This is a genomic window from uncultured Nostoc sp. (assembly GCF_937863485.1).
In the GTDB taxonomy this organism is placed as follows: Bacteria; Cyanobacteriota; Cyanobacteriia; order Cyanobacteriales; family Nostocaceae; genus Nostoc.
Genome location: NZ_CALMFY010000085.1, coordinates 54052 through 67834 on the forward strand (window position 1 = coordinate 54052; position 13783 = coordinate 67834).

A 13783-nucleotide genomic window follows, 5' to 3' on the forward strand; every position below is an offset into this window, starting at 1 on the left:
GATATCATCCTGAAGGATGCAACATGTGTTAGGGCTGCACATCTGTGCGCCACTACAAATAACATGTATTCCAACCAATTGAAAATCTTTAGAAAATCCGAAATTACTTAAGCTAGTCGCAAACCGTATTCATCCTGAAAAAAGTTGACAAGCCAATCTTTCACTCTGCGGGTAGCGCGGCAATCATCTTCGTTGTAGCTTTGGATAATTTCTAATAAGGTGCGATCGCCTGTTTCTAGCCACTGATCATACCAGTAAATACATTTAGCGCCACTAGCTTCTTTTTCCCGCCACTCAAATCCTAACCAACGAGCGATCGCTTTCAGGGCATAGCTTTCTACAGGCAATGTTACACTTTGGGTTAATTGTTCATACACATCCACAAATCGATTCAGTACAGGACGCACTGAAGCGTAGGGAGTGTTGTAAAGCTTTGCCAACCGTTTGACTGTATCAAACTCGTAGACACAAAAATGATAAATTGGCGCTTCGGGATATTGCCAAACTAAATCCAAAAATTGCTGCCAAACTAATTCTTCGTCTTCTGGTTTATCTGCTAAAAACGAATAAAACTGTTCTGTATTGGCAAGTCTATCAACGACCAAAACCCCCAAAAGATAATCTAAATCCAAGTCTGGCTGTGCCTCAATATCAAAGTAAAGCTCTATGGGTGCTGTGAATGTAATATCTTTAATTGGTAGCGGATAGGGCAATATTATGGGTCGTCTTTCCAGTGCAGATTGAGCTTGCACTACTAGCTTGGGCGCTACTTCCCTGTCGAAACCAAGTAGGTTTTCTAAGGTGCTGGGACTGGTGTTGGCGAGAGATTCCAGTGTAGTGATGGCTAGGGCTTGCAGTTGAGTGTAGCGAATGGGTGTTACGCCTGGTAACAGTGAGAGATGTTTTTCAGATTGAGCAACGGCATAACATTGACTATACCAATGGCAAAGATTGCACTTTTGCCGAGAAATAAACACCTCTGGCGGATTCGGTAACTCTAAAACTTGAATAAACTCCTCCAGAATCTGCTGCATCCGTGGTATCCATTTGAAAAGATCCACCGCATAACTTCTGTCATTGGTTCGCCGCAATAAAAGCCAAGCTATTTCTGGTACAACTCCCTGCACTGTTGCCAACACTTGGGCATGAAATGCGGCGACAACTTGATATTCTTGCTTAGGGCGCTTACCCAGTTCAATACCAGCCGGGACGTACATCCAGTCTCCAAAACGGGACTGTCCTGGCTGTTTGACGAGTAAATTTGGACGACTCAGTAAGGTGTATCCTTCAGAATAAGTTGCTAACAGTACTCCTTTATAAATGTAGTCCACCCCACGCTGCATCAATTCTAAAGTTGCCGCCTCTCCCCTCTCCCAGTTTCCGTATGGATAATCTGGTTGGTGATAGGTCAGATGTGCTAGAAAACTCAGCTGATGGGCGATTTTGTCCTGTTGTAGTTTTTGCAGCAACTCATTGACATCATCGCGTTGACTTTTGTCACCGTGGATATCTAGAAAAGGCCGGCGTTTACAGCGTTGGTATTGCAGTAGGAGTTCAGCATTAATTAGCATCCTTTTAAGTTAACAAGAATTAGCACACTCTGGGAGTAACTCAGACAATTAATAATGGAGTGGGCGAGACAAGAGAGATCAGGGAGATGAAAAATTAATGACCAATGACTAATGGCTTTTGACTAATCCAAAATCCAAAATCCAAAATCCAAAATCTAAAATTGGTATGACCAATACTTCTGTCGCACAAACCAGGTTGCATAGCCATCGAGAGCAATTTCCCGCTTTAGCGAATAAGGCTTATTTCAATTATGGGGGACAAGGGCCGATGCCCCAAAGGGCAATGGATGCTATGACCCAAACTCAAGCTCATGTTCAGCACATAGGCCCCTTTGGCAATGAGGCATATCGCTGGATAGCGCCCCAGACTCAAGCCGCAAGAGAAGCGATCGCTTCGGAGTTACATGCACCAAGTCAAACAATTACCCTCACCCAGAATGTCACTGTTGGCTGTAATATCGCCATGTGGGGCATCGAGTGGCGTGCTGGCGACCATATGCTCCTCTCGGACTGCGAACATCCAGGTGTGATTGCCACAGCACAAGAAATCGCGCGGAGATTTGCTGTGGAAGTTACTACCTGTCCTCTCAAGGCGACTTTAAATGAGGGTGACCCCGTAAAAGTTATTATCCAGCACTTACGCCTTAATACTCGTCTTGTGATATTAAGTCATGTTTTCTGGAATACTGGTCAAGTTTTACCTCTTGACAAAATTGCTGAAATATGCGACAAGAATCATTCTTTACTACTGATAGATGCTGCCCAATCTGCTGGCTTGTTGCCTTTAAACTTGACTGAATTGGGAGTAGATTTTTATGCTTTCACTGGTCACAAATGGTTATGTGGCCCAGCGGGTGCGGGTGGTTTGTATGTCCGACCAGAAGCACGAGAAAGCCTGAAACCTACGTTTATTGGCTTAAATGGAATTGTTGTGGATAGCCAATCTCAGCCTGTGGATTGGCTTCCAGATGGGCGACGATACGAAGTGTCTACATTAGCTTATCCGTTGTATGTTGGGTTACGGGAGGCGATCGCAATCCATCAGCAATGGGGAACCTCACAGGAACGTTATGAGCAAATTTGCCATAACAGTGAGTACCTCTGGCAGCAGTTAGTAGCGTTACTCGATGTCAAATGTCTACGAACTTCCCCACCTGAAAGCGGTATAGTCTCTTTTCAACTCACCCAGAATCAGCCCCAAGCTCATTTGAAGTTGGTGCAATTTTTAGACTCGCAAAAAATATTAACTCGGACAATTGCTGACCCTAGCTGTATACGCACCAGTGTTCATTACTTTACTTTAGAATCGGAAATCGACCAATTGATTGAGGCAATTCAAAGTTTTTGCCAAATGTAGGATCAGTAGGGTGTGTTGTAACGCACTTTTACTAGTGCGTTATGCTATCTCAAGCTCAGAGGCTGTACTTAACTCTGCTGAACTAAATGAAAACCCTTTATTTACTTTGTGGCTTGGCGTTTTCTGGTAAAAGTACCTTGGCTAAAGCAATAGTCGATTACCTAAACTGTGCTTATGTAAGTCTGGATGATATCAATAAAGAGCGAGGACTTGGTTTTGGTGGAGATGGTATTTCTGTTGAAGAGTGGGAAAATACTCACCAGATCACAATTGGTATTTTGGATAATTTAATGCAGCTAGAACAAGATATCATTCTTGATGATACAAACTGTTTTCGTTGGTTGCGTGACAGATTTAGAGAGGTCGCCAAACGACATGATTATAAAAGCAAAGTAATTTACCTCGATGTTCCGCTAGAGGAAATTTACATAAGAATGCAAATGAATGAACAGACTAAAAAACGCCAAGGAATCAAAAAGGGGATTTTTGCAGAACTAATACAAAATTTTCAGCCTCCTGAAGTAGATGAAAATATTTTGCTATTCAATAATGAATCCACTATTAAAGATTGGCTAGAAACTCAATTACATTCTAGATTTAATAAGTTATAAATTTTCCCTATAAAATGGAACGCCCAATTTTATACTTAGCCATAACTAACCACGGCTTTGGTCATGCTACCCGCACGGCTTCTGTAGCTGCGACAATTCAAAAGTTATGTCCAGAAGTTCTGCTAATTATGGTGAGTACTGCCCCCCGCTGGTTGCTAGAGTGCTATATAGAAGGCGATTTTATCTATCGTCCTCGTGCATTTGATTTGGGTGTGGTGCAAACTGATAGTTTGACAATGGATAAAGTAGCGACTTTAGAAAAGTTGCTGGATATTAAGAAGCATCAAAATTCACTGATAGCCTCAGAAGTCAATTTTATCCGCCAAAATCGCGTTAATCTCATCTTGGCAGATATTCCCTTCCTGGCTCCTGGGTTTGCCAAAGCTGCAAATATTCCCTGCTGGATGATGAGTAACTTTGGCTGGGACTTGATCTACCGAGATTGGGGGGGTGAATTTACCGCAGTTGCCGATTGGATTAGTGATTGCTACTCAAAGTGCGATCGCCTGTTTCGTCTACCCTTTCATGAACCGATGCAGGCTTTTAACAATATCACAGATGTCGGCTTAACAGGCGGTTCCCCCCGTTACTCTGCTGATGATTTACGTTCTCTTTGGGGAATAACTACAGCAGTTGAAAAAACTATTTTGTTGACCTTTGGCGGCTTGGGTTTACAGCAAATCCCCTATGATAACCTGCGGCGATTTTCAGATTGGCAATTCATCGTATTTGATCAATCTGCCCCTGATTTACCTAATTTAGTGAAAATTGATGACCGCAAATACCGCCCTGTAGATTTTATGCCTATTTGTGGACGAGTCGTTTCTAAACCTGGTTACAGTACTTTTTCTGAAGCCACAATACTACAAGTGCCTATTGTTACTATACCACGCAATGATTTTGCTGAAGCAAATTTTATACTAGAAGGCATAATTAATTATAACCAGCACCAAATCATCACCCCTTCTGAGTTTTTTCAAGGGACTTGGGATTTTCTGCGTGAGTTACCCCAACTACCAAAGCAATCTCAACCAATTGCCAAGGATGGTAATGAAGCGATCGCTCATGCTATTGTCAACTATTTTCGCAGTAATTAAACTTGACTTAACTTATAGCCTCTCATAGGCTACTAGCTATCTGCTGAGAAGGTTATAGCTGTTTTCAATTATGTAAAATACAGTAGGGACGCGCAGATGTGCGCCCAAAGCGCGTATTGCATCCAAACCAAAACCGCTATAAACTTTATTTATATGGTGAGGCAAATCATCCAAACTAAAAAATCAACGGTTATTAGTCAATAATCAATCAAATTGCAGATGACTCACTACCAAAAGTTACTGAAAATTTCCACCACGGGCAAATCTTTTTCCAACATCACCGCGAAAATTGAAGCTATAGTTGCAGAGTCGGGAGTGGAAACTGGTCTTTGTACTCTATTTTTGCGCCACACTTCAGCCAGTTTAGTGATCCAAGAAAATGCTGATCCCGATGTCCTTATGGATCTAGCTAATTTTATGGCAAAACTCGTGCCAGAATCAGGCAAATACATCCACGATGCAGAAGGCCCTGATGATATGCCGGCACATATTCGTACCGCACTTACCCATACTTCTGAACATATCCCTATTAATCGCGGTCATTTGGTGCTAGGAACTTGGCAGGGAATTTATATTTGGGAACATCGCCAACGCAGTCATTCGAGGGAATTAGTTATCCACATTTCTGGATAGTGAGTTCTCAAATTTAATTCATTTAAGGTGTGACTTTGTAGAGTTGAAACGCCCTATTTATACTGTGTAAATTTTGGGTAAAATTTCGTAAACTTCGCAGTCATATGCATTAAATAAATTTCGCTGCGTAGGCGTAGCCCGTCGTAGACATCGCTTTTTTACAAAAATTATTGATGTAAAATTTACCAGATAAACAATAAATAATTTGTGTAAATTTGTAAATTAAAAAGTTAAGTTTATTTGTGATTCTTGAATAATCTATTTTTCGAGCTATAAACTAATATTTAGTGTAAGCTGTCTGGGCTATTTCAATTACTATGAAGCAAGAACTAACACCAACTCATACTTTCCAATTTATTGATGAAATCTTCGCCCAGCAGTCTATTAATATGTTATCACTTAATCCCCAAAAGAGATTAATTACCAGTTTTGCAGAATTGGGGAATTTTATTACTGAAGAAAACACTGACATTGAATTTATTACAACCCTTCATGAAACTCTCGAATCTATAGTGTATACTCAGTTGCAAAATTTTCCAGGAAACATCTTCTGGGATTTTGATTTTCTGGTAAGTAGTATGCTTAGACAGGCTTTAGTAGCAGATGAGGGTGCTATTCCTTTTTTAAAAGTTTTTGGTAAAAAAATGGTTTTGCTGATAGAGATGTTCGGAAATAAAACGCAAATGCGCTTCCGTTACGTTCACGATTTTATGTATGGATTTGATTGGGCAAGATGGGTACAAAAAGAACCACAAAATCGGGCACATATAGAGCCTTTTAGTCTGATTTTTTTGGATTATTTGCTCGTCAAAGGCAAGGAACTTTTACAACGTATTAATCACGGTCAGATCGTATCTTATAAACTATGTGATACAGGTTATCGCAATCCCTTCACATTTTCTCGTGAACCAGAAGACGAATACCGTCTGCTAACTTATCTTGCTGAAGAACAACTTATCCCAGTGGCAGTGTGGAACTGGAATGCTTGCCCAGTATGGAACAAACCTTTCCAAGAAATGCGCCAGCAATTAGCATTAAAATTAAATATTCAACCACAGAGACACTGATAAAAAATTCAAGAATAAAAAATCAAAAATGGAACCCTTTACAAGGTAAGTATTTAGCTACTTGCTGCATAAAAAATAATTGCCTGGAAAAATAGGATGAAAATTACTGATTTAATTACTTGGTTTGAAGCATGGGCAAATCCTGCTTGGCGTGAAAGCTGGGATAATTGTGGCTGGCAGATTGAACCAGGAGTTTTGCAAGAAAAAACACGGGTTTTGGTGTGTTTGACACCGACTTTGGCAGTAATGCAGGAAGCGATCGCTCTTAATGCTAATCTGATATTTGCCCATCATCCCTTGATTTTTACTCCTCCCAAGTCATTACGCAGTGGTGAAGCGATCGCAGAAATGGCCCGGTTAGCTTTTACCCACAATATTGGTGTTTACACTGCTCACACGAATTTTGACCAAGTGCAGGATGGTACTGCTGACGTTTTAGCTCAGATTTTAGAACTCAAGGAAGTTACTCCCATAGTACCTACACAAGCAGGGTTAGGATATGGTCGTGTTGGTTTGCTAGAACCATTTTTAACATTACAGGAATTACTCGCAGCAATTCAAACCCGACTTGCTCCCCCTCATTTGATTTTTTTCCCAAATGCTGATTTACAGCAAACAATTTCACGAGTTGCCGTTTTGGGAGGTTCGGGGGCTAGTTACATTTCAGCCGTCGCTAAAACTGGTGCTCAAGCTTATCTGACTTCTGACTGTAAGTTTCATCAGTTTCAAGAAAGCCGCGATTGCAATCTAATTTTAATTGATGCTGGACATTATGCTACTGAACGTCCCGCTTGCGATCGCTTGGTGCAAAAATTCCAGTCCTTAAATCTAGACTGGGTGAAATTGAGTCAAAAGGATGAGGATTTCCGCCAGTTTTTTGCTTGATTGCTTATGTTTCACTATATTTTTTCGATAGTTGCCTAAAAGTTTTTTTATAAATATTGTCAAACCATCCGACTGATCAACATTAATACTGGACAGTTTGTATTAAATGTTGTCCATATACAGTTAGTACTCTCATCTAAAAGTCTTATCATAACCCATTATTGTGATGCATATCACTAATTACGTGTAACTATAATCACATAAATTTCATGTTCCATATCAATTAGTAGCAGAGAGAAATGTTCCACACTTGAGGTAACAAATTGTTTACTTTGCCCTAACCAAGATGATTCGCACAATCGTTGAATCTGCTTTCCAAACTGGATATCTTAGTGTTGAATCTGAGGGTTTACTCCATCAAGTGGTGGCTACTAAATGCTATCAGTCAGAAGATTTACCAGCCCTTGCAGCCCTATACAATGCAGTTCGCGCAGGTAAAATTAAACGAGAAGCGTCCTCGTCGAACAAGCTTATGGAATTATGCCCTACCATGTAAATCTTCCTGATCCTCCAAAAGAAGCAGAGGAACAGCAAGAAGCTTGATGTAAATATTTCTCCTGCCTGATCCACTCCCCACTCTCTTGGCTTTTTTTTAGCCATGATCAGGCAAAAACCTTAAAAACTCAAAACTCTTTGGGTGTTGTTGTTGAAAATCATCAAGGTCAGCAAGAGAATGAGTTAAGATCAGATACACATGGGTAAAAGTAAAGCTAAGTCCTCGGACTTCCCAGTAATGCCAATGACTAAAAGTAGGCAAATTAAACAACCGCAATCAACGATTCTTTTTGAGTATTCTTTATTACATAATGGTAATAATGACTCACCATCATATATGAATCTGGTTAGGACAGATCCCGAATTGTTTGACTTCTATGAAGCAGACATTCCTTAGAACGAGCCGGAGGAGATTGAGTTCATTGCTAGAGCAACCACTGATTTATGATCCAAAATTTCCCAATATTTTGACAACTATAAGCAAGTATTGGGATTGGTTTATGAAGCGTACTTGTTCTCAACGGTGAAATTAACCTCTTAAAGGTGTAATGTAATGGGGTAGAACCCAGATTTTGAAAGGTTTAACTACGTTGTTTAAAAAGGCAGAAACAGTACATGCTACACCGCAAGATTTATCAACTGTGTTGCGATGGGCGCGAGGTATGTGTTTTCTTGCGGGACCAGCAACGCTGGATTGAACGCGCCCGCATCATAGACATAGAGGGAGATTTAGTAACTCTACGCTATGAAACAGAAGAAGAGGACGAAGTTTGTTCTTGGGAAGAAATGGTTCGCCTCGAGAGCATTGGTGCTGTAACGCAAAAATTAGCTTCAGTGCCACGCGGGAATGTGGAACCTCTGATGACTGAAGACTGTCCCGAAGCAGAGCGCATCCATAACCGTTACACTGACTCGAATCCAGAATAATCAGTGCTGAGTGTTGAGGGCTGAGTTAATAAATCCTAACTCAGTCCTCAAGACTCAGGATTAGATAAACCTTCAAAAGCAGGACAGTAACCTTCTAGGGTTACCTTAAAGTTATATAACGGGGAAGCTGGGTTCCAACACCGCTGCCCCCTTTGATGTCGGCAAGTACCGCAACAGTCTACATCTGTCCATGTATAGCGATCGCTATTTTGGTTGAGCAGTTCTCGTTGAGACAATCCCCTTAAGACTAGTTCTTCCCCTTGCCAACGAGCTTCGATTAAACCAGTATCCGCAAATTGCCGCCAACGAGGATCGGTAGTAATCACATTGGGTAGGGTGATTGTGATTATTGTCCCTAACTCTGTGAGTTCGCCTTCGTAGTTAGTTTCTGGTGCAGCCGGCTGTAAAAATGTATCACCGATGGGCAGTTCTACTAAGGTGTCAGCAGCCGGAGAATGTACATGGTAGCGGTTTTGTAACTCCTCTAAGCTAGTCAGGTCTGCCAAGTAGGCAGGAGAACCGTGGACAAAAACGACATGCTGGGGTCGCAAATTATGAATTAGCTGCGTAGTACCAGGGCCATCACTATGTTGAGCTAGGAGATAGCTTTCGACAGTGGTGGGTGCTAAATATTCTTTGTTAACTTTTATATCAATTTTTTCTGGTAGAAGGATCAGCCAAGGGCCAGTTTCTAATTGGCAGTGCTTACCCAAATCAGTTGTAGAGTCAGTGAGGACAATACAAGGTGATTTGCCGACAGTGGGACGATGTTCTGGTTGCAAACGACGCACGCGGGGACGCACCCGTTCATCCCAAAATAAGGGTTGATGGCGGGCAAAGTTTTGTACGGATGGGGGAAGGTGGGCTAGCAGTTCTAAATAGGCATCACACCCAGTGGCGACAGCACCATCTACCCAAATATCTAAATCTCGTCCGGTGAAGTGGTGATGAGACCGTAGAAGCATTAATAATTCTTGACCCAATCCTAAAGCCGGGGTGGGAAGGATTACAGAACAATTATCAGCGATCGCTCGATTAATTCGCTCTGCTAGTTGATTTTCTTGGTTGCGGCGGTGAGGATGGCGGGATGTACCGTAACTGCCTTCAATGATCAGCACATCCAAATCTAAGCCCCGCAGTTCCTCTAAGCGTAAACCTTCTACCAGGCGGGAGTTTGATAAGAAAAAGTCCCCTGTATAGAGTAGCTTGTAAGTACGCTGCTTGGTGGTGTAGGTAAGCAGAATTGCCACTGCCCCTGGTAAATGCCCTGCGGGAAATAATTCTGCGACCAGACCATCTTGGAATTCCACAGGCGATCGCAACGGCAAGGCATGACAAAATTGGGAAATCTCTTCAGGATCTTGGTCTAGCCAATTGAGCGGCAGTAACTTGGTGGTTACTTCGCTACCATAAATCGGTAACTTTGGAAAAGCTTTATGCAGTGCCAGTAAGCCTCTGGCGTGATCTGGGTGGGCGTGACTAATCAAAACTAAATCTGCTGGTAGGGGCGAACTAGCTCCCCGTCCCGACTTAGTAAGCCCCTTAGCCAGCGATGAAATATCCTCCAAACCACAGTCCAACAGGATGCGGTGTGGCCCCATCTTCACCAATAAACATATGCCCTCATCGTCATGCTGGACACTATAGGGCAAACATTCTAATTCATTACCCGCTTCCCCAGCATCTACGCGAGAGGATGCTGACAGATTATCCCTCATGCTCTCCTCCCCTCAAACCTCATCATCATAGACATATCCCAAAATCCAAAAATTACACAAATTTTGGTTTTGTGACTTAGGGGTAAGTTTTATTGTGCGCCCCTACACCCGGAGAATACAGATTTTTGATTGGGGAGGACGCCTCCACCGAACCCGCACTGGTTCGGAAAGGTGGATTAACGAAAAGCAAACAAACTAAAAGCTAAAGAATGCCTCTTGTTTATTTTCCCTTTGCAAATTCTGAGCGCTCTTAGCCAACTCATCCTACGAAAAGTCGCCCAAACGTCTACAGATTTATCTCAATGTGCGGAGCCATTGCCGTGATAGTTATCTGAATCATAGAATCCATTTTTCGTGCCAAAAAATAAGCACGAAAGCGTAAATATAACTGTTAATCCAGCTAGAATCAGCTTTACATCCATTTGTTTGCTGCCCCGTACTTAAAGACTTTCCTATATTAATTTAGTGCTTCCGCAATCAAATGCAATCACTAGAAAATCTTCATTATGCTTATGTGGATTGGGCAATAGGTAAATTTACCGCAATCAGTCAGATTGTAGAACTTTTCGGTTCACCTGTCTATCCATCTAGATGTGAAACAATATGACAACAGGAGCAATCCTCTACAGCCCGTAAAAATCCTCATCTAGAATCTGGTCAATGGAAAAAGGACAAACCGTGGGATACTCACTTTCCTGAGGTATCCAAACCCCAAATTTAGCCAGCTTACCTTCCTTAATCGCTAGCTTGTGAGCATCTGGGTAGGCTTTTTCCACTGCCTCTAACAGAAAACTTTTTAGAGAAGGAGTATCTGCTAAATTATTGAGAACTCGCTGACGATGTTCAAGTATTGAGCTATAGCAGCTGACTTTCATGCTATCGGGTACATCATCCCCAAGCCGTAACTTGAGTAAATGCGCCAGCAAAATTGTCAGATTGCTTTTGAGCGCATTTTTCTCTGCCTTACCCAAATCAACTAGCTCCTCGATCAAATGCTCACTATCCAACGCCTCAAATTGATGATTCTGTAACTGTTCAATGGTTTGCTCAATCCATAATTGCAAATCTTGATCGTATAGCGTGTTAGGCATTCCTCAGATCAACTCCCAGTTATTTAACATTCCAGCTAGACTCTAAATCTTGCAGTTACTCAAGGATCATAGCGATGAAAGCAGATCGCACATCCAAAAGATGAGGCAGACAAGGGGACAAGCTCAGTACAAGTGCCCAATTCCCCATTTATCTAGTCCGCAACAACTGCACAAAGGTATTACTCACCGTATTGTCTTTCGTGTCGGCGGCGTATTGAATCAATTCTTCCCGCAGTTTTTTGGCTGCATCTATCTCAAGTAAGGTTGCTAGCAAGAAATAAACACCACGAAAACGCGGATCGCCCATTCTATCAACTAATAGTCCTTCGGCGGCATCAGTTTCGCCGAGAAAGTTTTGCACCAAGAAGAAGTCCATGATTTTATCGTGGCGGAAGTACCATTCTTTCTTGGCTTCGCCTTTTTCACCTTCCCACTGACGGCTGACTACCATTTTGTATTTTTCATCTGACAAAGACATGGCAACTTGGTAAAATTCATCTGCGGGTAGGGCTTGTTTGTCTTCGAGTCGCATTTGGTAGACGGCGGCTGAGAATTTCTTTAAGGGAAATTCTTGATTCCATTCTTTCAAGTATTCTGCCGCCATTAAATTGTATTGCTGTTCTTGCAGGCGAAACAAGTTAGGATATTTGCCTTGTGATAACATCAGCGCTACCACAGTTAAATCCATTGGATTGGAAAGAGTTCGTTGGGCAGCGTTTAACTCTTCTTTGACTTGCTGGTTATTGAGGACTTCTGTTAAATAGTTGGTGCAGGCTTTGGCGTAATCATCGCCTTGAACTTTGGCATCTTTGGGGAGTCGCAGCTGACGGGATATCAAAAACTCTTGAATTTGTTGTTGTTTAAGGGGTTGCAAGTAGTATGTTTTTGCTGTTGAGGGCGGTATCCACTCTAAAGGCTGGGTAGTCATTATAATGTTGCCCCGGAAATAGCTTTCGACAAACTGGCAGATTTTTGCCCGTGTGTCGGCGGTGACTTCGTTGAGTCCGTCGATGCAGATGTCAATCGCACCACTGTAAATCAGGTTTTTCAGGAAGCCGGCATCTTGGGCTTGGCCGTGTAGCTTGTCTTGAATTGCCTCAATGACGCCTTTATGACATTTCTGAGCGGGGAGATAAACGACTATGCGCTCTTGATTTTTCAACAGATGACGGAGAAACATTGACTTGCCTAAGCCGGAATCACCTTCTAAGATAATTTGTCCTTGAATACTGGGTAAGGCTTTGGTAATTGGCAGGATGTCTCCTGAAGTGAGAACTTTGACTTGAGATTCTGGGAAGTATGTTTGGTCATGAAAATTATCTAAGCCGGCATCGGCTAATAGGGAAGGTTTGAATGGTTCAAATAATTTGCGCCGGAAGGGTGGAAACCAGGTGAGGAGAAAGCCGACATAGCCCACGCCTAAAATGCGTCTTACCCAAGGGTTCCAGAAGAAGATGGCTTGGACTTGGGGAAATTTGGGGTAGGCAAAGATCAGGAGAAGCCAAAAGGCTGCATGAATAAGGATGGTGTTTCTGCTACGGACAAACCACCGCCACCCCTCCAAATTATCTATTGCTGATTGCACCGCATTAGCATTGGTGGAGTTGATTTTTTTAAGGTTGTTGTAATGGCTTTGCAGTAAACCAATATCCTGTAATTTCCAAGGAACGTTTTTGTTGGCGGCTACTTCCGAGATTTGCTTGGCTAAGTCGCTGCGTAAACGCTCTAGCCTCTGACTGCCATTCCAAGCTTGCAAAAATACGTTGAGGGTTTTGACACCTTTATCGTGTGTAAGTTTGTCAGGAACTACTTGAGGAGAGCCAAGCCATTTTAGTAGAGTTTTCACTTCCTCAGTGCCACCGCCCAGAAAATAGGTTAAAAAACGCCAATTTAAATAATCTGAATAACCAGGCTCATAAAAATTATTCAGAATTACAACAACCTCGTTTAACTCAAGTTTTCTGATATTCCCCAATGCCTCTGCCGCTTTGCGACGAACTCCGGAGTCAACATTTTCATCCTTGAGGAAGTTAAGGATGTCAGGGATGTATTTAACTACTGCCTGCCCTATGTTGCCCAATGCCTCTGCGGCACTGCTACGAATAGAAGAGTCAACTTTTTCATCCTTGAGGATGTTGGCAATGTCAGGAATATACTTCGTCGCTGCCTGCCCCAGGTCGCTTAATGTCTCTGCTGCACTGCTGCGAACGTATGAGTCAACCTTTTCATCCTTGAGGAAGTTGAGGATACAAGGAATATAGTTAGCTGCCGACTGACCCAGATTGCCAAATGCCTCTGCCGAACTGCTACGAAAAAAAGCTCTATCATATA

General features: G+C 42.3%; 12 protein-coding genes. 8 read left to right on the plus strand and 4 right to left on the minus strand.

All coding sequences use genetic code 11. The features are described from left to right. Positions 1-107: 107 nt before the first annotated feature. Positions 108-1571: a TM0106 family RecB-like putative nuclease gene (locus Q0541_RS11360; protein WP_298909755.1), complete on the minus strand. Its 1464-nt coding sequence runs from the start codon at positions 1569-1571 to the stop codon at positions 108-110. 166 nt (positions 1572-1737) lie between these two features. Here Q0541_RS11360 and Q0541_RS11365 point away from each other — a divergent pair, with 166 nt between their 5' ends. The 8 genes from Q0541_RS11365 (at position 1738) to Q0541_RS11400 (ending at position 8643) form a co-directional block, all read left to right on the plus strand. Beyond that, positions 1738-2928, plus strand: a complete 1191-nt coding sequence (locus tag Q0541_RS11365; RefSeq protein WP_298909758.1) for an aminotransferase class V-fold PLP-dependent enzyme — start codon at positions 1738-1740, stop codon at positions 2926-2928. 86 nt (positions 2929-3014) lie between these two features. Then, entirely contained in the window at positions 3015-3539 is a 525-nt protein-coding gene (locus tag Q0541_RS11370) for an ATP-binding protein (RefSeq protein WP_298909760.1), read from the plus strand. A 14-nt stretch (positions 3540-3553) separates the two neighbouring features. Beyond that, positions 3554-4636, plus strand: a complete 1083-nt coding sequence (locus tag Q0541_RS11375) for a glycosyl transferase (protein WP_298909771.1) — start codon at positions 3554-3556, stop codon at positions 4634-4636. 219 nt (positions 4637-4855) lie between these two features. Further along, positions 4856-5269, plus strand: coding sequence for a secondary thiamine-phosphate synthase enzyme YjbQ (locus Q0541_RS11380; RefSeq protein ID WP_273763349.1), 414 nt, complete (start codon positions 4856-4858; stop codon positions 5267-5269). Between the two features lie 317 nt (positions 5270-5586). Continuing rightward, positions 5587-6336 (plus strand): hypothetical protein, encoded by a 750-nt coding sequence (locus Q0541_RS11385; protein WP_298909813.1) that lies wholly within the window; start codon positions 5587-5589, stop codon positions 6334-6336. Positions 6337-6432: 96 nt separating this feature from the next. Next, complete coding sequence (locus Q0541_RS11390) at positions 6433-7221, plus strand: Nif3-like dinuclear metal center hexameric protein (protein WP_298909843.1); 789 nt, start codon at positions 6433-6435, stop codon at positions 7219-7221. A 286-nt stretch (positions 7222-7507) separates the two neighbouring features. Further along, a complete protein-coding gene (locus tag Q0541_RS11395) occupies positions 7508-7717 on the plus strand; it encodes a hypothetical protein (RefSeq protein WP_298909846.1) in 210 nt (69 codons plus the stop codon). Between the two features lie 614 nt (positions 7718-8331). Next, positions 8332-8643: a DUF6679 family protein gene (locus Q0541_RS11400; protein ID WP_012408115.1), complete on the plus strand. Its 312-nt coding sequence runs from the start codon at positions 8332-8334 to the stop codon at positions 8641-8643. Between the two features lie 47 nt (positions 8644-8690). Here Q0541_RS11400 and Q0541_RS11405 read toward each other — a convergent pair whose 3' ends face one another. The 3 genes from Q0541_RS11405 to Q0541_RS11415 form a co-directional block, all read right to left on the minus strand. Continuing rightward, positions 8691-10361: an MBL fold metallo-hydrolase gene (locus Q0541_RS11405; protein ID WP_298909880.1), complete on the minus strand. Its 1671-nt coding sequence runs from the start codon at positions 10359-10361 to the stop codon at positions 8691-8693. A gap of 623 nt (positions 10362-10984) precedes the next feature. Next, entirely contained in the window at positions 10985-11452 is a 468-nt protein-coding gene (locus Q0541_RS11410; protein ID WP_298909882.1) for a DUF29 domain-containing protein, read from the minus strand. A 148-nt stretch (positions 11453-11600) separates the two neighbouring features. Continuing rightward, a partial coding sequence (locus tag Q0541_RS11415; RefSeq protein ID WP_298909885.1) for a HEAT repeat domain-containing protein occupies positions 11601-13783 on the minus strand: 2183 nt, incomplete at its 5' end.

Coding starts and splice junctions, on each gene's coding strand:
- Q0541_RS11360 (WP_298909755.1), bottom strand. CDS start 1,571: ATGCTAATTAATGCTGAACTCCTACTGCAATACCAACGCTGTAAACGC.
- Q0541_RS11365 (WP_298909758.1), top strand. CDS start 1,738: ATGACCAATACTTCTGTCGCACAAACCAGGTTGCATAGCCATCGAGAG.
- Q0541_RS11370 (WP_298909760.1), top strand. CDS start 3,015: ATGAAAACCCTTTATTTACTTTGTGGCTTGGCGTTTTCTGGTAAAAGT.
- Q0541_RS11375 (WP_298909771.1), top strand. CDS start 3,554: ATGGAACGCCCAATTTTATACTTAGCCATAACTAACCACGGCTTTGGT.
- Q0541_RS11380 (WP_273763349.1), top strand. CDS start 4,856: ATGACTCACTACCAAAAGTTACTGAAAATTTCCACCACGGGCAAATCT.
- Q0541_RS11385 (WP_298909813.1), top strand. CDS start 5,587: ATGAAGCAAGAACTAACACCAACTCATACTTTCCAATTTATTGATGAA.
- Q0541_RS11390 (WP_298909843.1), top strand. CDS start 6,433: ATGAAAATTACTGATTTAATTACTTGGTTTGAAGCATGGGCAAATCCT.
- Q0541_RS11395 (WP_298909846.1), top strand. CDS start 7,508: ATGATTCGCACAATCGTTGAATCTGCTTTCCAAACTGGATATCTTAGT.
- Q0541_RS11400 (WP_012408115.1), top strand. CDS start 8,332: ATGCTACACCGCAAGATTTATCAACTGTGTTGCGATGGGCGCGAGGTA.
- Q0541_RS11405 (WP_298909880.1), bottom strand. CDS start 10,361: ATGAGGGATAATCTGTCAGCATCCTCTCGCGTAGATGCTGGGGAAGCG.
- Q0541_RS11410 (WP_298909882.1), bottom strand. CDS start 11,452: ATGCCTAACACGCTATACGATCAAGATTTGCAATTATGGATTGAGCAA.